The organism is Arthrobacter sp. B0316-1-20 (assembly GCF_059091865.1).
In genome coordinates this window covers 21,186-41,206 of the sequence record NZ_JBNHHC010000025.1, presented here as the reverse complement: position 1 = coordinate 41,206, position 20,021 = coordinate 21,186, and the positions used below count along the sequence as shown (strand labels likewise).

The window sequence follows — 20,021 nt, the reverse complement described above, 5'->3', positions numbered from 1 at the left end:
GGGAACTGGATTTTTCAGGTACGACGCCTTTCCGCAACGGCAGAGAGGTCCGGCAAGTGGCTTTCGGTGACCGGCAGGATCCCGGTGACCGTGGCGAAGCCGGCCGCCAGCAGTGCGAAGTCGCTCTCCGGCGGGGCCAGCTCCTGGCTGTCCGCGATGGCCAGCCGGAGATGGTCTTCGCCCCGTTCGGCCACCGTGGTTTGGACAATGCCGAACTCAGCCAGGGTGGCGGTCCGGAATTCGGGCAGCGCGGATCCGTCGACGTTCGGCACGTTCAGGTTCAAGACGGTGCCGACCCGCTGGTCCATCAGGTACGGCAGCAACCCGGTGGCCAACCGGGCCGCGGTGTCCCAGTTCAGCTGCTCCGGGTTCAGCCCGGTGTCCAGCGAGACCGCCATGCCGCGTCCGCCGTTCACCCCGGCGGTCAGCGCGGCGCCGACGGTGCCCGAATGCAGGATCACCCGGCCCACATTCGCCCCACGGTTCACACCGGAGAGCACCAGGTCCGGCCGCTCGCCAAAGGCCCCGTGCGTGGCGATCATCGAGATGAAACCGGGGGTGCCGTGCACGGCGAAGGCCGGCACGGACTCGAGCCCTTCCAGCGTGCGCTGCTCAACCCGGATGCGGCCCTCGTCTTCCCAGGCCGTAATGGACGCGCTGCTGCCGCTGGCCTCCGTGACCGGGGCCGCGATGGTGACGTTCAGCCCGGCCTCCAAGGCTCCGGCGGCCAAGGCATGCAGCCCCGGGGAGTCGATGCCGTCGTCATTGGTGATCAGGACCATCTTCGGCGTCTTCATTGTTTCCACACCATTCGGGCCAGTTCGTCCGGGCTGGCTTGCTGGGCCGCGGTCGGCTCGTCGGCACGGTAGGCCGAGACCGTCACCAGCTTGGTCAGGTTGCGGATGGCGCCCTGCTCGCCGGTGCCGAGGCCATGGCGGGTGACGTTCAGCGCGCCGGCGGCAGTGCCCAGCACCACCGCCTCATGCATGGTCCCGCCGTCGGCCAGCGTGGCAGCGACTCCAGCGGTCAGCGAGTCCCCTGCGCCGTGGGTGTCCACACTTTGCATCTCGGGCACGCGGATCTCACTGATCGCGCCTTCGTGCAGCATCAGCGACGGCTTGTGCGCCCGAGTGACAATCACCGTGTCGGCACCTTCAGCGTGCATGGCGTGCATCGCTTCGATGATCGCCTCCGGCTCGTCCGAAGAGGCACGGCCGCTGTCGGTGAGTTCGTCGTCGGCAATCTTGGCCACGGTGACGCCGCCGGCGAGCGCCGCGGTGAGCCGGTCTCCGGTCAAATCCGTGAGCACCCGGCAGCCCGCGGTGCACAGATCGGCAGCGAGTCTCCGGTAGACGTCGGACGGGACGGCGTCTTCGCGGACCGCCCCGCTGAGGATGGCGGTGCCGGCTTCCATTCCCGCCTTCAGGGTCTGCCCGTAGAGTTCATCCAGATCATGCCGGGTCAGCTTTTCGCCCGGGTTCTCCGCCACCAGTTCCCGTTCGCCGGCCCGCCGGTCGTGGATGTAAGCCCCGCTGCTGCCCTGCCCCTCGATAGGAATCACCTCGACGCCTTCGTCCTCGATCAGGTGCCGGATTACGCTGCCGGTTTCACCGGAGAAGACGGCGCACATGGTGACGGACGCACCAAGCCCGGTCAGCATCCGAGCCTGCCAGACCCCTTGCCCGCCGGCGTGCAGATGGATATCCGGGCGGCCGTCAACATCCTCCACCGTTACGGTCAGTCCGGGCGACGGCGCGAAAATAACTACTGAACCCATTGAACACCTCGCCCCAAGCAGCTTGTCCGGCTTATCGTCATGCCTGCCTCCTTTGCTCGGGCAGTCAGCATGGCAACGCCGCTGCCCGGTATCAACAGTGGTCTTAGTTTCGACACTAACGCGGCTGAGCCAGCCGGACAATGGGCGGACAGCCCGGGTGGTGGACCAAAAGCCCTCGGGCCTGCGATGGTCGACCGGTGGTCGACCAAAGCCGCTTGCGCCTGCGTGGAGGCCCGGGGAGACGCGCCTGCGGGGAGACCACTCCGGCGGCACCGGCCTCCCGTGCGCTAGGAGGGCGTCGCTCCGGCCAGCACCTGGTCGATGATGTCGTGGACGCGTTTCTCGGCAATGATTTTGAAGTGCCCGGTGGTTTCCAGCCGGATGTTCACGCCGCCTTCCAGCCGGCAGCCGCCCGGAATGTGCGGGTCGAATGCGCTGTAGACGGAGACGATCCGGTGATTGACGTTTAGGTTCGCCAACAGCTGACGCAGCACGCGGTTCTTCGGCGAAAAGGCGCGCACCATCGGGGTCACCGCGAACGTGGCGTAGCGGGAACCGGAAAAAGGGGTCCCGATCGCCACCATCCGCTGCACGCGCCCGGCCGACGCCGCCGTCGTCATCACGAACTTGCCGATCAACCCGCCCTTGCTGTGCGCAACAATCGTCACGTTCTCCAGCTCCTGCCGGCGCAGGTAGTCGCCCACGATGCCGGCCATTCGCTCAATGCTGCCGACGTTGTAGCCCAGCGGCTCGACCACGTGCACCGGATGTCCGCGGCCGTGGACGTGTTCAATCAGCGGGCGCATGAACTTCCACGACTCGTAAATGCCCGGAATAACGACGACGGGACTCGCCTCCGGCGCGGCGCCCTCCCGGTACTGTGCGGGGTCGGCCCGGGCGAGGACTCCGCGAACCTGCTGCCGGGCAATGTAGGCGTAGTCCAGCAGCCAGCCCCAGGCCAGCCGCAGCACACGGGACAACTGGTTCATGACCGGTCGGCGACGGTGGCATCCCCGCGAGGTCCGGACGGCGCCAAGCACAACTGCGCCACCGGCCCGGGTGAGCGGAACATCATCACGTGCCCCTCGCCGTCGATGTTATCCACCGTGGTTCCCGGCAGGGCATCGGCCAGCTCCCGGCACCAGTCCAACGGCACGACCGGGTCCCGGCTGCCGCGGATGATCCGCACCGGCACACGCACGCCGGCGATCCGATCCTCCAACTGGTGGCCGAGCATCGCGGGCAGCAAGGTGAGGTACCAGCGCGGACCGCAGCGCAGGTAGTCGGTCACTTCGATCGCGTCCACGGCCAGCGGTTCCCGGAACCCGTCTTGGAACAGCCGCAGGCCCTGCTTCCAGGCGGTGCGCTCGCGCCGGTTGGCGGTCGGCGCCAGCAGCACCAGTGCGGGGGTGGCTTCCGGGTGCAGCAGGGCCAACTCCGTGACCACTTGGCAGCCCATCGAGTGGCCCACCAGCACCGCGGGCCCGATCCCCAGCCGATCCATGGCGCCGTGGACCAGGCGGGCCAAGTCCACCAGATCGAGGGCGCGCTTTGGCTTGGGCAGCCCGCCGTGGCCGGGCAGGTCGACCAGATGGACTGTGCCGTGCCGGGCGAGTTCGGCCGCGAGGGGTTCAAAGTAGCGGGCGGAAACGCCGATCCCGTGCACCAGCACGAACACCGCCGGGCCGGATCCGACCGTCCGGACGCGCAGCCGGCAGCCGTCGATGGTTATCAGCTGTGATGCTTCTCCCGGGATCTTCACCATCGCGCGTCTCTCTTCCTTAGTCGACCAGGGCCTTGGCGTGCTCCAGCCGCTGCGAGATGACGGTGGTCACGCCGTCGCCGCGCATGGTCACGCCGTACAGCGCGTCGGCCACTTCCATGGTGCGCTTCTGGTGCGTAATCACAATCAGCTGGCTGGATTCGCGCAGCTCTTCGAAGATGGTGATCAGCCGGCCCAGGTTGGTGTCGTCCAGCGCAGCTTCCACCTCATCCATCACGTAGAACGGGGACGGCCGGGCCTTGAAAATCGCCACCAACAGGGCCACCGCGGTCAGCGAGCGCTCACCGCCGGAGAGCAGCGACAGCCGCTTGATCTTCTTGCCGGCCGGCCGGGCCTCCACTTCGATGCCGGTGTTGAGCATGTCCTCCGGATCGGTGAGCACCAGTCGGCCCTCGCCGCCCGGGAACAAGCGGCCAAACACCCGCTCAAACTGCACGGCGGTGTCGTGGTAGGCCTCGGTGAAGACCTGCTCCACCCGCTCGTCGACTTCCTTGATGATGTCCAGCAGGTCCTTGCGCGTGGCCTTCAGGTCCTCCAGCTGGGTGCTCAGGAACTGGTGGCGTTCCTCCAGCGCGGCGAACTCCTCCAGCGCCAGCGGATTGACCTTGCCCAGCGCCGCCAGATCGCGTTCCGCCTTCTTGAGCCTTTTCTGCTGTTCCTCGCGCACGAACGGGACGCCTTCGACGACGGCGTTGCCTTCCTCGTCTACCGGGGCGCGCAGCGCGGCCCATTTGTCGTTCGACGCCGCCTTGGCGACCGGCACCGGCTGGTCCGGCCCGTACTCGGCGATCAGGTGGTCCGGCGTTAGGCCCAGCTCTTCAATGGACTTGGCCTCCAGGGCCTCGATTTTCAGCCGCTGCTGGGCCCGGGCCAGTTCATCGCGGTGCACGGTGTCCGTCAGTTCGCGCAACTCCGCGGCGAGCGCATCGGTGGACGAGCGCACGGTCGACAGCTCGGCCTCCCAGGCAGCGCGCACCTCTTCGGCCTCATCGCGTTCCCGTTCGGCCAGGTCCACCGAAACGTCCAACCAGGCCAGCGCCTGCTGGGCGCCCTGGGCCACGGCGGCGGCCTTGGCTGCCTGCAGCCGGCGTTTGCGGGCGCGCTCTGCAGCCTGTGCCCGGGCATGGCGTTCAGTCGCGGCTGCCCGTTCCAGCGAGGCCGCCCGGTTGCCGATGGCCGTCAGCTGTTCCTCGCCCGAGCGCAGCGCCAGCCGGGCTTCCATTTCCACCTGGCGTGCGTGGGTTGCCGCGGCGGCGAGCGCGTCCCGCTTGTCGGTGGACGGCTCGGCATCAGCCGGTTGGTCTTCGGCGGCCTGCGCCGCGCCCAGCCGTTCGGTGATCTCGGCCAGTTTCTGCTGCTCGGTCACGATGTTGGCCTCGGCGGCAGCCACCAGCTTGGCCAGCCGTTCACTCTCGCCGGTGGCCGACCGCAGCGCGGAGCCGAGCTGTCCCAGCCGTTCGGCGACGGCTGCCAGCCGGGCGTCGGATTCGTGCAGCTGTTCCAGCGCCGCGTCGGCCCGCAGCTTGGCTTCATCCCTGCGCCCGGTCGCGCCGGCGATCGCGAACTTGGCCCGCTCAACGCGGGCCGTCGCGGCTTCGAGCCGCTGCGCGGTCTCGTCCACGGCCGCCTGCACTTCCAGCAGGCTGGGCCCGCCGGCGGAGCCGCCCCGCGCGGAGCAGGACGTGAAGAAGTCGCCCTCGCGGGTGACGGCGGTCAGCGTCGGGTCGGCTGCTATGGCGCGGGCGGCGGTTGGCAGGTCTTCAACGACGACGACGGCGCCCAGCAGCGCGCGGACTGCACCCTCGACCCCCTGCTTGGCCTGGACCAAACTATTCGCCCACATGGCCCCCTCCGGGGTCTCCACGCGGTCGCTGGCGCTCCCGTGGTCTACCACCGGACCGGCGATGAGCAGCTCCACCTGGCCGGCGTCGTCGGCCTTCATCAGTTCCAGCGCCCGGACGGCGGCGTCCGGGTCGGCAACGGCAACCGCTTCCGCCAGCGGCCCCAGTGCTGCGGCAATGGCAGCCTCGTAGCCTGGCTCCACGCTGATCAGGTCTGCCAGCGGGCCGAGCACGCCCTCGGTGCCGGAGGCCAGCAGTGTCTCGCTGCCGTCCCGCCGGTTCAGCCCCACTTCAAGTGCTTCCTTGCGGGCGGTCAGGGCGTCGCGTTCCCGTTCGGCCTCGCGTTCGTCTGCCCGCAGCTGCTCCAGTTCCGCTTCGATCTCAGCCAGTTCGTCGCTGGCCTCCTCATAGGCGGCGTCCAGGCCTTCTTCACCTTCTTCCACCCCGGCCGCCTGGGATTCAAGCGCGGTGAACTCGGCCTGGGCGTGGCGGCGGCGCTCCTCGCCTTCGGTGATCGATGTGCGGAGCCGGCCCAGCTCAGCCTCCGCCGACTCCACCCGGGAACGTGCCGCCCCCACCTGGCCGGCCAGCTTGGCCAACCCTTCGCGGCGGTCGGCGGCGGCGCGCAGGATGCTGGTCAGCCGCTTCTCTTCGTCCTGCGCCGCCCGCTCGGCAGCGGAGCGCGCCTCGATCGCGTCGTCCAACACCTCACGGCGTGCCTCAAGCTCGAACTCCAGCTCGGCCTGTTCCTCGCGGACTTCGGCCGCCTGCTGCTCCAGGATCTCCGGGTCCCGTCCGCTGTCCGGTTCCTGGTCGGCGGAGCCGAGCAGCCGCCGTCGTTCATTGGCAAGGCTGGCGAGGGCGCGGAAGCGTTCGCGGGTGGACGAGAGCCGGTACCAGTTGTCCCGCGCGGCGTTGAGTTTGGGCGTGGCCTCGGCCGCCAGCCGTTCCAGTTCGGCCAGCCGCCGGCGGCCTGCACCCAGGGTCTGCTCCACCTCGGCCTGCCGGGTCTTCAGCGCAGCCTCGTCGGCCACCTCCTGCTCCAGCGAGGTGCTGAGTTCCACCAGCTCGTCCGCCAGCAGCCGGGCGCGGGAATCGCGGACTTCAAACTGCACCTGCTGGGCCCGGCGCGCCACTTCGGCCTGCTTGCCCAGCGGGGTCAGCTGGCGGCGGATCTCGCCGGTGAGGTCGGTGAGCCGCTGCAGGTTCGCCTGCATCGACTCCAGCTTGCGCACCGTCTTTTCCTTGCGGCGGCGGTGCTTGAGGATGCCTGCGGCTTCTTCCACGAAGCCGCGGCGGTCCTCCGGGGTGGCGTGCAGGACCTTGTCCAGCTGGCCCTGGCCGACGATCACGTGCATCTCCCGGCCGAGGCCGGAGTCGGAGAGGAGTTCCTGGATGTCCAGCAGCCGGCAGTTGCTGCCGTTGATCGCGTATTCGGAGCCGCCGGTGCGGAACAGCGTGCGGGAAATGGTGACTTCGGAGTATTCGATCGGCAGGGCGCCGTCGCTATTGTCAATGGTCAAGGAGACATGCGCGCGGCCCAGCGGCGGCCGGCCCGCGGTGCCGGCGAAGATGACGTCCTCCATCTTGCCGCCGCGCAGGGTTTTGGCGCCCTGCTCGCCCATTACCCAGGCGAGGGCGTCCACCACATTGGATTTGCCCGACCCATTCGGACCGACAACAGCGGTGACGCCGGGCTCAAAGTCAAAGGTCGTCGCCGACGCAAAAGACTTAAAGCCCCGCACAGTCAGAGATTTAAGATGCACGTTGTGTCTCCCGCGGCGGACGTTTCCTTGGATTAATCTACCGTGTCCACCGCAAATTCCCCGGCACCACGGGCTTGTCCGGGCTTGTACGGGCTTTTACCCGTGAGGCTGGCTGCGTCTTCGTTGCAGACCGGCGCCTGAATAAGAATCCGCCCGGGCGCCTACTTCCTCTGCAGGTAAATCTTGGCGGCCGATGGAAACGCGTTTCGGGGTTACCGCATAATCCCAAGGGTCGCCCGAAACACGTCCCGGAGCAGTAGCAGAGACAAATGACACAAACCAATGCCTTTGTCCGTATGTGCGGAACGCTGGCGCGGGGTGCATAGTTAAGACTTCGGGTGCCCATACCGGATGCTCCGTGTACAGGTGACCGTCCCCGAAAGACGAATAAAGGCTGGATATTGATCGGTAACGCGACGTTTCGACATCACAACGCGGCTTTGCTGGCCGTCTCTAGCGTGGAGGCGCCGGTAGCCGTCAGTTCCGCCGAGTTCGATGAGCGCCTCGCTCCCAGCCTGAAGCGCCTGAAGCTCTCCCGGAAGTTGCTGGAACGTGTTGCCGGCGTCACCGAGCGCCGCTGGTGGTCACCTGAGACATCCTTCGACGACGCCGCCATCGAAGCCGGCGCGAAGGCTCTTGCTGAAGCCGGTGTGGAGCCGGGCCAGGTCGGTTTGCTGATCAATACGTCCGTGACGCGCAAAAACCTGGAACCCTCAGTGGCGGTGAAGATCCATCACGGGCTGGGCCTGCCGTCGTCGGCCATGAACTTCGATCTGGCCAACGCCTGCCTGGGCTTCGTCAACGGCATCACCCTGGCGGCCAACATGATCGACGCCGGCCAGATCAAATACGCGTTAATCGTCGCGGGCGAGGATGCCCAGCCCACCCAGGAAACCACCTTCGAGCGCCTGAACCATCCAAATTCCACCCGTGCCGACTACCTGCGCGAGTTCGCCACCCTGACGTTGGGCTCGGGCGCTGCCGCAGCCGTGATCGGCCCCGCTGATGTCCATCCCGAATCACACCGGATCCTCGGCGGCGTCTCCAGGGCCGGCACGGAGCACCACGAACTGTGCGTGGGCGGTCCGGCCGGCATGTTCACGGACACCAAGGGCCTGCTGGACAACGGGCTGGAACTGGTGGTCAGTGCCTGGCACGAGGCCCACCGCGACGGCTGGAACTGGACCGGAATGGACCGGTACGTCACCCACCAGGTCTCCACCTCGTACACCAACGCGATCATCAAGGCGGTTGACCTGGTCCGCGAACGCGTGCCGATCACCTTCCCGAAGTGGGGCAATGTGGGGCCGGCCTCGCTGCCGATGACGCTGGCCCAGGAGTCGCAGACCCTGAGCAGCGGCGACCGGGTGCTATGCATGGGAGTGGGCTCCGGCCTGAACACCACCATGATGGAGATTGCGTGGTAGCCGAGCCCCTCTGGCCCGGAGTCGACCCGGCCTGGTCCCGCCGCGTCCGCGTCCCCTCCACCGCCGCCGTGGATCCGGCCGGCAGCGCGCACACTTGGCACCTTTTGGACAACGGCCCACAGCTGGCCGAACGCGGGATAGAGCCGGCCGGCACCCTGCTGTCCGTGCACGGCAACCCGACCTGGTCCTACCTCTGGCGCAGCCTGCTGGCCGCAGCCGGTGACGTCGCGGCGCCGTGGCGCGTGGTCGCCGTCGACCAACTGGACATGGGGTTCTCCGAGCGCACCGGGCGTTCCCGCCGGCTTGAAGACCGGATCACGGATCTGGGCGACCTGACCGCCGAACTGGGCCTCACGGGTCCGGTCGTCACGGTCGGGCACGACTGGGGCGGCGTGATCTCGCTGGGCTGGGCGACCCGGCACCGCGGCCAGCTCGCCGGCGTCGTGCTGACCAACACCGCCGTCCACCCCGCCGGCTTCGGCCTTCCGGCCCCGCTGAAACTCGCGCTGCACCCGGCCGTCCATCAATGGGGAACGACGACGTCGGCCGCTTTCCTGCGCGTCACCCACGCCTTGGCGCATCCTCCTTTGGAGAAGGACGTCAAGGAAGCGTTCATGGCACCGTACCTGCACGCCGCCCGGCGCACGGGAGTGGGCAACTTCGTGGCGGACATCCCGGCAAACGAGAGTACGCCCAGCTGGAGCACGCTGAACGAGGTGGCCGAGGGCATCCGCGACCTGGACGTTCCGGCGCTGATCATGTGGGGCCCCAAGGATCCGGTCTTCTCCGATCGCTACCTGCGCGACCTGCTGGACCGGCTGCCGCAGGCGGACGTGCACCGCTTCGAAGGCGCCGGACATCTGCTCCCCGAAGACCGCGACATCGCCACCCCCCTCTTCACCTGGCTGGCGACCGCCCCGGTGGTCGACCGGTCTCTACTCGGCGCTGGCGCGCCTCCATCGACCACCGACGAGAGCACCCCGGTGGTCGACGAAGCGAGCGCCTTCGGTGATCGACCAAAGGCCGCCAGGCCTGCGCGGAGATCCGTGGAGACCTTCCGCCCGATGCTCGCCGAACTTCGCGAACGCCGCTCCGACAACTCCCCCGCCGTCGTCGACATGGCGCCCCTGGCCGCCCCCGGCGCCGGACCGCGGACGCTGACGTGGGCCGAGTTGGCCGGACAGGTGGACCTACTGGCCGACGGACTTGCCGGGATCGGCGTGAAGGCCGGCGACCGGATCAATCTGCTGGTCCCGCCGGGCATCGAACTCACCAGCCTGATTTACGCCTGCCTGAAGCTCGGCGCCGTCATCGTCGTGGCCGACGCCGGACTCGGCCCGGCCGGGCTCAGCCGCGCCATCAAGGGTGCCGGCCCCAAGTTCATTGTCGGCATCGAACGCGCCTTCATTGCCGCCCGGCTGTTCAACTGGCCCGGCCAACGCATCAGCGTCACCGAAATGGGCGAGGCCAAGCGCAAGCTCTACGGAATCGCGCACACGGTGCCCGAGTTGGTGGAAGCTGCCGCGGCCAGGTCAGTGGTCGACCGGCCTCTACTCGGCGCTGGCGCGCCTCCATCGACCACCGACCCGGATCCCGACGGCGACGCCGCCATCCTCTTCACGTCCGGCTCCACGGGTCCGGCCAAGGGCGTGGTCTACACGCACCGCCGGCTGGCCGCCATGCGGGATACGCTGAAGGACACCTACGGGCTGGAGGCCGGCACGTCGCTGGTGGCCGGCTTCGCGCCGTTCGCCCTGCTGGGGCCGGCCCTTGGCGCCACATCGGTCACTCCGGACATGGACGTCACCGCGCCGAAGACGCTCACCGCAGCCGCCCTGGCCGACGCCGCTGCCGCGGTGCACGCCACCGCTGTGTTCGCCTCGCCGGCCGCGCTGGCCAACGTCCTGGCCACGGCCGACGGCCTGACCGACGAACACCGCGTGGCGCTCTCCAACGTCGAACTGCTGCTCTCAGCCGGTGCCCCGATTCCGGAGCCGCTGCTGGCCAAGGTTCAGTCGCTGGTGCCGTCCGCAACGCTGCACACCCCCTACGGGATGACAGAGGCCCTGCCGGTCACGGACATCAGCCTGGACGGCATCCGCGCCGCGGGTTCTGGCAACGGAGTCTGCGTCGGCATCCCGGTGTCCGGAGCCAAGGTGGCGATCGCCGCGGTGGCTGCTGACGGCAGTGTCGCCGACCAACCGTCCACCGACCCCGGCGTCACTGGCGAGATACTGGTCAGCGCCCCGCACGTGAAGGACCGCTACGACCGTCTCTGGATCACCCAGCAGCACAGCGCGTCCGTGCCCGGCTGGCACCGCACCGGCGACGTGGGTCATCTCGACGGCGAGGGTCGGCTCTGGGTGGAGGGCCGGCTCGCGCACATCATCACCACTGCTTCCGGCGTCGCCACTCCCGTGACGGCCGAGCAAGCGGCGGAAACGCACGACGGCGTCCGGCTGGCTGCCGTCGTCGGCGTCGGTCCGGTGGGCGCCCAAGTGCCGGTTGCGGTCCTGGAAACGCTGCCGCCGGCCGCTAGACCGGGAACCGCACCGCATTCACTCGGCGAGGAGGTACGCGCCGCCGTCGCTGCCTCCACTGGTTTGGATCTGGCGGCGGTGCTGGTGGTGCCCGAACTGCCCACCGACATCCGGCACAACTCCAAGATCGACCGGGCCAGGCTCGCCGGATGGGCGGCCACGTCGCTGGCCGGGGGACGGATCCGCAAGCCGTGAGTAAGAACAAGCCCGTGGACAACCGGTCTCTACTCGGCGCTGGCGCGCCTCCATCGACCCCCGGCCAGACCCCGGTGGTCGACCAAGCGAGCGCCAGCGAGCGCGTGGAGACCCGCGCGACCGAACACACCGACAAGCGCACCGTCTTGGTTACCGGGGCCAGCGGCATGCTTGGTGGCGCCGTCGCGCGGCTGCTGCTGGAGCAGGGCCATCAGGTACGGACCTTCCAGCGCCGTCCCGCCGACGTTGGCGCCGACGCCCAGACGGTGCTCGGGTCGCTGACCGATCCTGACGCCGTTACCAGTGCCGTACAGGGCGTAGACGCAGTCATCCACTTGGCCGCCAAGGTCTCCTTCACCGGCGAGTGGAGCGAGTTCGCGGCCACCAACATCGAGGGCACCCGCACGCTACTGGCCGCGGCCAAGTCCGCTGGGGTGCGCGATGTGGTGTTCGTGTCCTCCCCGTCCGTGGCGCATTTCGGCGAAGCGATCGCCGGAGCGGGCGCGGGGACCGCTGATCCGGAGCGGGCACGCGGCCACTACGCACGGTCCAAGGCCGCCGCCGAACTTCTTGCCCTCGCCGAGGACTCCCCCGGCTTCCGGGTTGCCGCCATCCGGCCGCACATTGTCTGGGGCCCCGGCGATACCCAGCTGGTCGAGCGTGTGGTGGCGCGGGCGCAGGCTGGCCGCCTGCCCCTGCTGGACAACGGCGCCGCCTTGATCGACACCACCTACATCGACAACGCCGCGGCCGCCATTGTCCGGGCGCTCGAACGCATGGACCAGGCGCACGGCCAGGCGTTGGTGGTCACCAACGGCCAGCCCCGCCCAGTCGGCGAGCTGATCGCCGGCATTTGCGGCGCCGCCGGCGTGAAGGCGCCGGGCTGGTCGGTCCCGGGCTGGCTGGCCAGGAGCGCCGGTACCGCGATCGAACGTGCCTGGACAGCGGCCGGAAAGCGCGGGCTGGTCAAGGACGAGCCGCCGATGACCCGGTTCCTGGCCGAGCAGCTGTCCACCGCCCATTGGTTCGACCAGCGCCGCACGCACGAAGTGCTGGACTGGAAACCGAAAGTCAGCATCGACGAAGGGCTGCGCCGGCTGGCAACCCACTACACCGGAACGAGGAGCTAGGAGCAACTGTGGAGAGCATGAAGCTGATCGATTCGTGGCCGGTGGAGAACGCGGCCACCGCCGTCGTCGCCGCTGACGGCACCGTCCTGGCCGTTTACGGCGACCAGCAGCGCCGCTTCCCGCTGGCCTCGGTCACCAAGCTCCTCAGTGCCTATGCCGTGCTGCTGGCGGTTGAAGAAGGCGCACTGGAACTCGACCAGTCCGCAGGGCCAGAGGGCGCCACGGTACGTCACTTGCTGGCCCACTGCGCCGGTTACGATTTCGGCGACCGCACCATCCGCTTCGCTCCCGGAGACCGGCGGCTCTACTCCAACGCTGGTTTCGAGGTCTTGGGCGAAACGTTGGAGTCCGCCACGGGCATGAGCTTCGCCGAGTACCTGCGGGAAGGCGTGTTGGTCCCGCTCGGCATGTCGGAGACCGATCTGGACGGCTCCCCCGCCGCCGACGCGACCTCCACAGCGGCCGATCTGTCCCGCTTTGCCGCCGAACTGCAGAAGCCGTCGCTGTTGGCCCCGTCCACTCTCAAGGAAGCGACGCACGCGGTCTATCCCGGTCTGGCCGGCGTGTTGCCCGGGTTCGGGCGCCAGCAGGACAACGACTGGGGGCTCGGCTTCGAAATCCGCGACCACAAGGACCCGCACTGGACCGGTGCGAACAGTTCGCCGAACACCTTCGGGCACTTCGGCCAGTCCGGCACGTTCCTTTGGGTGGATCCCGACGCCGGGGCCGCCTGCCTGGCGCTCACCGACCGCGCCTTCGGCCCGTGGGCGGCGGAGGTCTGGCCGAAGTACACGGACGCCGTATTGGCGGAACTGGAGAAGTAGTTCTACCAGCGGCCGTTGCGCGGGCGTGGTTGGCAGACGGGGCAGGTGTACGACGAGCGGTTCATGAAGGTGTCTCGGCGGATCTTCGTGGACAGGCCTAGCTCGCTGCAGCGGTAGCAGGGCTCGTTTTCCCTGCCGTAGGCGTTCAGGTGCCGTTCGAAGTAGCCGGACGCACCGTTGACGTTCACGTAGAGGGAGTCGAAGCTGGTGCCGCCGGCCGCCAATGCCTGGGTCATGACATCGCGACAGGCATCGAGGAGGCGTTCCGCGTCCTTGCGGCGCAGCGTTTCCGTGGGGCGGGCGTAGTGAAGCTTCGCGGCCCACAGTGCCTCGTCCGCATAGATGTTGCCGATGCCGGAGACCAAGGCTTGGTCCAGGATGGCGCGCTTGATGCCGGTCTTGCGGGCACGGAGGCGCTGGTAGAACGCGTCAAAGGAGAAGGCCGGGTCCAGCGGGTCGCGGGCAATGTGGGCGGCTTCGACGGGGATCAGCGGCAGGCCGGTCTCCGAGATGCCACCGGCGTGGCCGTCACGAGTGGGGGCCAAGTCTGCCAGGAACATGCCGCCAAAAATCCGTTGGTCGACGAAGCGCAGCTCGGCCGGCATGAGTGAGCCGTCAGCGTCACTGGCCGGGCTAAGCGTCAGCCGCACTTTGAGGTGCTTCTCGTCCCGTTGTGCGCTGTCCTCAACCAGCAACTGTCCGCTCATGCCCAGATGCGCCATCAGGGCGAGTTTGGGCTCATCTCCGGCGTCGCCGTCGGATACGTTTCCCAGACCCGTTGGGGCCGATTCCTGCAGCGGCATCCAGAGGAACTTGCCTCGCCGGACGACGTCGGTAACGTGCGTGCCGACCAAGTTTCCGCGGAGGTCTTCGGCGCCGAGTGCATGCCGGCGGATGGAACGTTCATCAAGTACCTCGACGCCGGTGATGGTGCGGCCGCGGACCCACTGGGCCAACCCGCGGCGGACCACCTCCACCTCAGGCAGTTCAGGCATCTGATCCGGCGCTCCCCGTCACAGATTCAGGCAATGATGCGCGCAGGTTCCGCCAGGTCGAAGCGGCGGCTTCCTGTTCGGCTTCCTTCTTCGAGTGGCCAGTGCCCTGGCCGTGCTCGGCGGTGCCGATCAGGAGCGTGGCCACAAACGTCCTCGCGTGGTCCGGGCCTGAGCCCTCCACGCGGTATGTCACGTTGCCCATTTTCCGGGCTGCAGCGAGTTCCTGAATGCTGGTCTTCCAGTCCGTCCCGGCGCCAAGGGCGTCGGCGTCCGCCAGCAGCGGCCCGATCAGGCGCATCACCAACTGGCGGGCGGTTTCAATGCCATGGCACAGGTAGGTGGCACCGAACAGCGCCTCCATGGTGTCGGCAAGGATGGAGGACTTGTCCGCGCCATTGGTCAGCTTTTCGCCCTGCCCGAGCAACACGTGCTGACCCACGTCCAGCGAGCGGGCAATCCCGGCCAGCGCCCGGGTGGACACCACTGCGGATCGCCGCTTGGCCAGTTCGCCCTCGGGCAGGTCCGGGTTGTCCCGGTACAGCGCGTCGGTCACGGAGAAACCCAGGATCGAGTCGCCAAGGAATTCCAAGCGCTCGTTTGTGGGTAGGCCGCCGTGCTCGTAGGCGTAAGAACGATGGGTTAAAGCCAGACGGAGCGTCTCGGCGTCGATATCGACACCGAGACGCTCCAAAAGCTCTTCAGTTGAAGGCATACCGGACGTTGTTACGCGTCGGCTACCTTGCGGCCCTTGTACTCAAGGAACAGCGCGGTGCCTGCCGAGTCGGTGACAACCTTGGCCTGGTGCGGCAGGCTGTACGTGACACGGCCGTTCTCAACGGTCTTGACCAGGTTGGGCGCAGTGGCCTTCCACTGGGACCGGCGGGCGCGCGTATTCGAGCGGGACATCTTCCGCTTGGGAACAGCCACGGCTAACTCTCTTCTCTCTCGTCTGACTCTTTACTTTTCGGCGCCTCGTCGGCGGCCGTGCCGGCCAGCCCAGCTAGGGCTGCCCAGCGAGGATCCACAACCTCATGATGGTGACCCGGATCCTCTTCAAGGCGCATCCCGCATTCTGGGCACAAGCCTTGGCAGTCTTCCCGGCACACCGGCTGGAACGGCAGGGCGGTCACCACTGCGTCCCTCAGCACCGGCTCGAGATCGATTAAATCGCGCTCAACCCGCCGCTGTTCGTCCTGCTCTTCTTCCTCGAGGAGTTCAGCATCCTCATAGTAGAAGAGTTCCTGCACTTTGACGTCGAGGTCGTACGCGATGGGATCCAGGCACCGCCCGCACTCCCCCGTGACAGCCACGGAAACAGTGCCGGAGACCAAGATTCCCTCATGCACGGCCTCAAGCTTCAGGTCCAACTCCATGTCGGAGCCTTCCTGAACGCCAATGAGCGCTGCCCCGAAATCCTTCGGCGCAGCTATATGTTCTTCAAGAGTCCGCATGCTGCCCGGGCTGCGCCCGAGGTCCTTGACCGCAAGGGTCAAACGCGAACTTTGATCATGGTTCAAGACCAATGTACTGAAAACTCCTAAAGAACATACGACCGACGTATCATCTTAGCTTGGATCTGGCGCTGGCCCAAACCGGCCGTCCCGCGCCAGTCTTAGCCTTAAACGGCCGCCGTCAAGGGCGACTCTGCCTGGATCTGGTCGGCAAGGTCAACGATCCAGGAACGCAGTTCGGGTCCCAGGTCTTCCCGTTCGGTAGCCAGCGAGATGACCGCCTTGAAATAGCTGAGCTTGTCGCCGGTGTCGTAGCGACGGCCCCGGAAGACCACGGCATAGACGCCGCCGCCGTCTTCCTCGGACTTGGCCAGGGTTTGCAGCGCGTCGGTCAGCTGGATTTCACCGCCGCGCCCCGGCGCGGTCTGCTCCAGGACATCAAAGACGGCCGGGTGCAGGACGTAGCGGCCGATCACCGCCAGGTTCGATGGTGCATCGGCGGTGGCCGGCTTCTCCACTAAACCGTGGACCTTCACGTGCTCAGCACCGTCAATCGCGCTAACGTCCGCGCAGCCATAGGCGCTGATCTGTTCAGGGTCGACTTCCATCAGGGCGATGACGGACCCGCCGGTCGCCTGCTGCACCGCGATCATCTCGGAGAGCAGCTCGTCGCGCTCGTCAATGAGGTCATCGCCCAGCAGGACGGCAAAGGGCTCGTTGCCTACGTGCTGCTTGGCGCGGAGAACCGCGTGCCCCAGCCCCATGGGATCGCCCTGACGCACGTAATGGATGTCCGCCAGTTCGGAAGATTCACGGACGGCGGCCAGCTTCGCTTCGTCGCCCTTGGCCTCCAGCGTCTCCTCGACAAACGGCACGCGGTCGAAGTGGTCCTCCAGCGACCGCTTATTGCGCCCGGTGATCATCAGGACGTCTCTCAGGCCGGCACGCGCCGCTTCTTCGACGACGTACTGGATGGCCGGTTTGTCGACCACCGGAAGCATTTCCTTGGGCATCGCTTTGGTCGCCGGCAGGAACCTGGTTCCCAAGCCTGCGGCGGGGACAACGGCTTTGCGTACTAGTGGAGCATGAGACATGGGTAAGAGATTAGCCCAAGCAACCACTCAGCCGTAATCGGCGGGTCATCCGCCCGATGCGGATATCGGGGCTGCTCCCCCGGTCTGGAAGCGGTTAAGAACTGCCTTGGGGACGAACTCGGAAATGTCTCCCCCCAGCGAAGCGACTTCTTTGATCAGCGTTGAAGACACATGCGAATAGCTGCTATCCCCGGCAAGAAACACGGTCTCGATGCCCGCCAAGTGCCGGTTCATGTGAGCCATCGGCAGTTCGTAGTGGTAGTCCTGCGACGAGCGCAACCCCTTGACGATGACACCGGCTCCACGGCTGCGGCAGTATTCGGCGAGCAGTCCGTCGCCCATGGGTTCAACGCTCACCCCGCGGAGGTAGGACAGCGTTTCGCGGGCCATGGTGAGCCTCTCGTCCAGAGTGAAGCGGTACTTTTTGGCGTAGTTGGTCGAGACGGCAACGATGACCTCGTCATACATGCTCGCAGCACGGGCAATGATCTCCACGTGGCCTTTGTGGAGCGGGTCGTAGGATCCTGGGCAGACAGCACGGCGCATAGAGTCGAATCTAGCCGATCCGGCAGTCCGCGCACCACGCGTCAGTGGTAATACTGGGACTCATGAGCACAGTAATGAGGCAACTCGTCCACGGCCGCCGGGACGACGTTGCGGCACCATGGCAGCGGACCGCGGCAGGGTCGAACCTCCTTGGCGACAACGGCGGGCTCGGCGTGACCATCTTCGAAGAGATGACCACGCTGGCGGCCCGGACCGGTGCCATCAATCTGGGACAAGGTTTCCCCGACGAAGACGGTCCCGCCGAAATCGCTGCTGCCGCGATGGAAGCCATCCGCAACGGCGCCAACCAGTACGCGCCGGGAAAAGGGACGCTCACGCTGCGCACCGCCGTCGCGCGTCATCAGGAACGGTTCTACGGACTGACCCCCGACCCGGAAACTGAAATTATTGTCACGACCGGAGCAACGGAGGCTCTGGCAGCCACCCTGCTGGCGCTGACCGGACCGGGCGACGAAGTCCTGACCTTCGAACCCTTTTATGACTCGTACGGCGCCGTCATCGGATTGAGCGGCGCCCGGCACACCACGGCGCCACTGTTGGCTCCGGACTTTCAGCCGGACCTCGACGCACTGGAGGCAGCCTTCTCGGAACGTACCCGCATGGTGGTGGTCAACAATCCGCACAACCCCATGGGCAGCGTCTTCTCCCATGAGACGCTGGCCCGGATCGTCGAACTGGCACACCGCTACGATGCCCTGATCGTGACCGACGAGGTTTACGAACACCTCACCTTCGATGTCCCGCACATCCCGATCGCGACGCTGCCGGGCGCGGCCGAGCGGACGCTCACCATTTCGTCGGCCGGCAAGACGTTCTCCTTCACCGGCTGGAAGGTCGGCTGGCTCTCCGGCCCGGCGGATCTGGTGGCAGCGGTGCGGACGGTCAAGCAGTTCCTTACCTACAGCTCGGGCGCCCCGTTCCAGGATGCCGTGGCACTGGGACTCGGGCTGCCGGACTCCTTCTACAGCGGCGTCGCCTCGGAGCTTAAGGCCAAGCGGGACCTGCTCAGCGCCGGCCTGCGGCAAGCGGGCTTTGACGTGTTCACCCCGCAGGGCACCTACTTCGTCAACGTGGACACCGCCCCGCTGGGCTATGCCGACTCCCTGGAGCTGGCCCGGCGGATGCCGGAGCAGATCGGTGTGGCGGCCATCCCGGTGCCGGTGTTCTGCCACCCCGACGGCGCCCGGCGGACCCGTTCGCTGCTGCGCTTCGCTTTCTGCAAGAAGACCGAGGTCCTGCAGGACGCCGCACAGCGCCTCGCCTCCCTGCAGAAAGGCGCCTGAGCCGTGGCAGAACGCTATCTCGGCGGCAGCGGCGTCCACGCCAGCATCGAGAAGGACGACCGTGTCCCGGGGTCCTACGTGCTCAGCATCGGCGGCGCGGAGCAATCACACGTCAATCTGCGGCATCCCGACAACGTGTTCTATGAATACCTGCGCAGGATTGCCAACGTCGTCGACCTCGCCGGCCCACCGGGCGTCCCGCTGCGGTTCCTCCATCTGGGGGCCGGAGCCCTCACCTTGGCCCGGTATGTGCAGGCCACCCGCCCCGGGTCGGAGCAGGTGACCGTGGAGTTGGAGCGGGAGCTGCTGGACTTCGTCCTCGAGCACCTGCCGATGCCAGACGGAACCGATCTCACGATCCACTTTGGCGATGCGCGGCACGAACTGGCCTTCGGCGATATTGAGGGAGCGTTCGACGTCATTGTGCTGGACGTCTTTGCCGGCGACGACGCCCCGGAACACCTCGCGGCCTCCGGCTTTTATGAGGAGTTGCTGGACGTGCTGGAACCGGACGGTGTGCTGCTGGTCAACGTGGGCGATGATCCCCCGCTGGCGTTCGCTAAACGGCAGACCCGGGAACTGGCATCGGCCGCCGGGTCCGTGGCTGCCCTCGCCGAGACCGGCATGTTCACCAGCACCAGGGCCGGCAACATCGTGCTCGCCGCCCGCCGAGGTGGTTGGCCGGCCGAGTGGTCCGACGCGCTCCGGGCCGCCGGTCCGCACCCCGCGGCCGTTCTCACCGGTGCCGAGCTGGAGTCATTCGCCTGGGGCTGACGTCTCCATGACTGGCTCGGCGAACCACAGTTGGGTCTCGCCGTACTTCTTGGCCGCAAACCGCTCGAGCCCTTCCGGCCAATCAGGTTCGGGAGAACGCGAAGAGCGCTCGACGACGACGACCGCGCCGTCGGCCAGAAACGCCGACACAGACCCAAGGACCCCGCTGAGCGAGTCCTCCCCCAACGGGTAGGGCGGATCCATCAGCACCAGGTCCCAATGTTGTCCGGCCGGCAGGTCATCGAGAAAACGTTCCGCTTTCATGCGGTGCACTGTGGCCGTCTTCCGGCCCAGCTTCTGGTTGACCAAGTCGGCGTTGCGCTGGCACACCGCGGCGGCCTTGTCTGCCGCTTCGACCAAATCGACTACCGCGGCTCCACGGCTGGCGGTTTCCACTCCGAGCGCGCCGGAGCCGGCAAAGAGGTCCAGCACGCGCGCACCGGCGAGGACGTCGTAGGACTCCAGTCGGGAGAACAACGCCTCCTTGACCCGGTCCGTCGTCGGCCTCGTGTTGTCGCCCGGCACGCTGGCCAGGGTGAGTCCCCCGGCCACGCCGGCCACGATCCGGCTCACC

General features: G+C 67.4%; 18 protein-coding genes. 6 read left to right on the top strand and 12 right to left on the bottom strand.

The features are described 5' to 3' along the window. Positions 1-14: 14 nt before the first annotated feature. The 5 genes from surE to smc all read right to left on the bottom strand — a co-directional run bounded on the left by surE (position 15) and on the right by smc (position 7,167). Positions 15-797 (bottom strand): 5'/3'-nucleotidase SurE, encoded by a 783-nt coding sequence (surE, locus tag AC5RW2_RS29250; protein WP_493964248.1) that lies wholly within the window; start codon positions 795-797, stop codon positions 15-17. Further along, positions 794-1,777, bottom strand: a complete 984-nt coding sequence (locus AC5RW2_RS29245; protein WP_493964249.1) for a 1-phosphofructokinase family hexose kinase — start codon at positions 1,775-1,777, stop codon at positions 794-796. The genes surE and AC5RW2_RS29245 overlap by 4 nt, the downstream gene beginning before the upstream one ends. Positions 1,778-2,064: 287 nt before the next feature. Continuing rightward, positions 2,065-2,766 (bottom strand): esterase/lipase family protein, encoded by a 702-nt coding sequence (locus AC5RW2_RS29240; protein ID WP_493964250.1) that lies wholly within the window; start codon positions 2,764-2,766, stop codon positions 2,065-2,067. After that, positions 2,763-3,542, bottom strand: a complete 780-nt coding sequence (locus AC5RW2_RS29235; protein ID WP_493964251.1) for an alpha/beta fold hydrolase — start codon at positions 3,540-3,542, stop codon at positions 2,763-2,765. Before AC5RW2_RS29235 ends, AC5RW2_RS29240 begins: the two co-directional genes overlap by 4 nt. Positions 3,543-3,558: 16 nt before the next feature. Further along, on the bottom strand, positions 3,559-7,167 hold the full coding sequence (smc, locus tag AC5RW2_RS29230; RefSeq protein WP_493964252.1) for a chromosome segregation protein SMC: 3,609 nt from the start codon (positions 7,165-7,167) through the stop codon (positions 3,559-3,561). A gap of 401 nt (positions 7,168-7,568) precedes the next feature. Between smc and AC5RW2_RS29225 the strand changes: the two genes are divergently transcribed. The 4 genes from AC5RW2_RS29225 (at position 7,569) to AC5RW2_RS29210 (ending at position 13,283) form a co-directional block, all read left to right on the top strand. Then, the gene (locus AC5RW2_RS29225; protein ID WP_493964253.1) at positions 7,569-8,594 is read left to right on the top strand and encodes a 3-oxoacyl-ACP synthase III; all 1,026 of its coding nucleotides are present in this window, start codon (positions 7,569-7,571) and stop codon (positions 8,592-8,594) included. After that, positions 8,540-11,329, top strand: coding sequence for an alpha/beta fold hydrolase (locus AC5RW2_RS29220; protein ID WP_494074809.1), 2,790 nt, complete (start codon positions 8,540-8,542; stop codon positions 11,327-11,329). Before AC5RW2_RS29225 ends, AC5RW2_RS29220 begins: the two co-directional genes overlap by 55 nt. A gap of 104 nt (positions 11,330-11,433) precedes the next feature. Continuing rightward, a complete protein-coding gene (locus AC5RW2_RS29215) occupies positions 11,434-12,459 on the top strand; it encodes an NAD-dependent epimerase/dehydratase family protein (RefSeq protein ID WP_493964338.1) in 1,026 nt (341 codons plus the stop codon). Between the two features lie 17 nt (positions 12,460-12,476). After that, the gene (locus AC5RW2_RS29210; RefSeq protein WP_493964339.1) at positions 12,477-13,283 is read left to right on the top strand and encodes a serine hydrolase domain-containing protein; all 807 of its coding nucleotides are present in this window, start codon (positions 12,477-12,479) and stop codon (positions 13,281-13,283) included. Between the two features lie 2 nt (positions 13,284-13,285). On the opposite strand, the gene mutM is transcribed toward AC5RW2_RS29210, so the two are convergent. From mutM to coaD, 6 genes are all read right to left on the bottom strand, one after another. Further along, on the bottom strand, positions 13,286-14,278 hold the full coding sequence (gene mutM, locus AC5RW2_RS29205; RefSeq protein ID WP_493964255.1) for a bifunctional DNA-formamidopyrimidine glycosylase/DNA-(apurinic or apyrimidinic site) lyase: 993 nt from the start codon (positions 14,276-14,278) through the stop codon (positions 13,286-13,288). After that, positions 14,271-14,990: a ribonuclease III gene (rnc, locus tag AC5RW2_RS29200; RefSeq protein ID WP_493964256.1), complete on the bottom strand. Its 720-nt coding sequence runs from the start codon at positions 14,988-14,990 to the stop codon at positions 14,271-14,273. The genes mutM and rnc overlap by 8 nt, the downstream gene beginning before the upstream one ends. An 11-nt stretch (positions 14,991-15,001) precedes the next feature. Continuing rightward, the gene (gene rpmF / locus AC5RW2_RS29195) at positions 15,002-15,205 is read right to left on the bottom strand and encodes a 50S ribosomal protein L32 (protein WP_127511582.1); all 204 of its coding nucleotides are present in this window, start codon (positions 15,203-15,205) and stop codon (positions 15,002-15,004) included. Between the two features lie 2 nt (positions 15,206-15,207). Next, the gene (locus AC5RW2_RS29190) at positions 15,208-15,771 is read right to left on the bottom strand and encodes a YceD family protein (protein WP_493964257.1); all 564 of its coding nucleotides are present in this window, start codon (positions 15,769-15,771) and stop codon (positions 15,208-15,210) included. 125 nt (positions 15,772-15,896) lie between these two features. Further along, a complete protein-coding gene (gene galU / locus AC5RW2_RS29185; protein WP_493964258.1) occupies positions 15,897-16,823 on the bottom strand; it encodes a UTP--glucose-1-phosphate uridylyltransferase GalU in 927 nt (308 codons plus the stop codon). Positions 16,824-16,868: 45 nt separating this feature from the next. Further along, positions 16,869-17,369: a pantetheine-phosphate adenylyltransferase gene (gene coaD / locus AC5RW2_RS29180; protein ID WP_493964259.1), complete on the bottom strand. Its 501-nt coding sequence runs from the start codon at positions 17,367-17,369 to the stop codon at positions 16,869-16,871. A gap of 62 nt (positions 17,370-17,431) precedes the next feature. Between coaD and AC5RW2_RS29175 the strand changes: the two genes are divergently transcribed. Beyond that, the gene (locus tag AC5RW2_RS29175; RefSeq protein ID WP_493964260.1) at positions 17,432-18,673 is read left to right on the top strand and encodes an aminotransferase class I/II-fold pyridoxal phosphate-dependent enzyme; all 1,242 of its coding nucleotides are present in this window, start codon (positions 17,432-17,434) and stop codon (positions 18,671-18,673) included. Between the two features lie 3 nt (positions 18,674-18,676). Continuing rightward, positions 18,677-19,447: a spermidine synthase gene (locus tag AC5RW2_RS29170; RefSeq protein ID WP_493964261.1), complete on the top strand. Its 771-nt coding sequence runs from the start codon at positions 18,677-18,679 to the stop codon at positions 19,445-19,447. Here AC5RW2_RS29170 and rsmD read toward each other — a convergent pair. Continuing rightward, on the bottom strand, positions 19,430-20,020 hold the full coding sequence (gene rsmD, locus AC5RW2_RS29165; RefSeq protein WP_493964262.1) for a 16S rRNA (guanine(966)-N(2))-methyltransferase RsmD: 591 nt from the start codon (positions 20,018-20,020) through the stop codon (positions 19,430-19,432). The two genes, AC5RW2_RS29170 and rsmD, sit on opposite strands and share 18 nt — an antisense overlap. Position 20,021 lies beyond the last annotated feature (1 nt).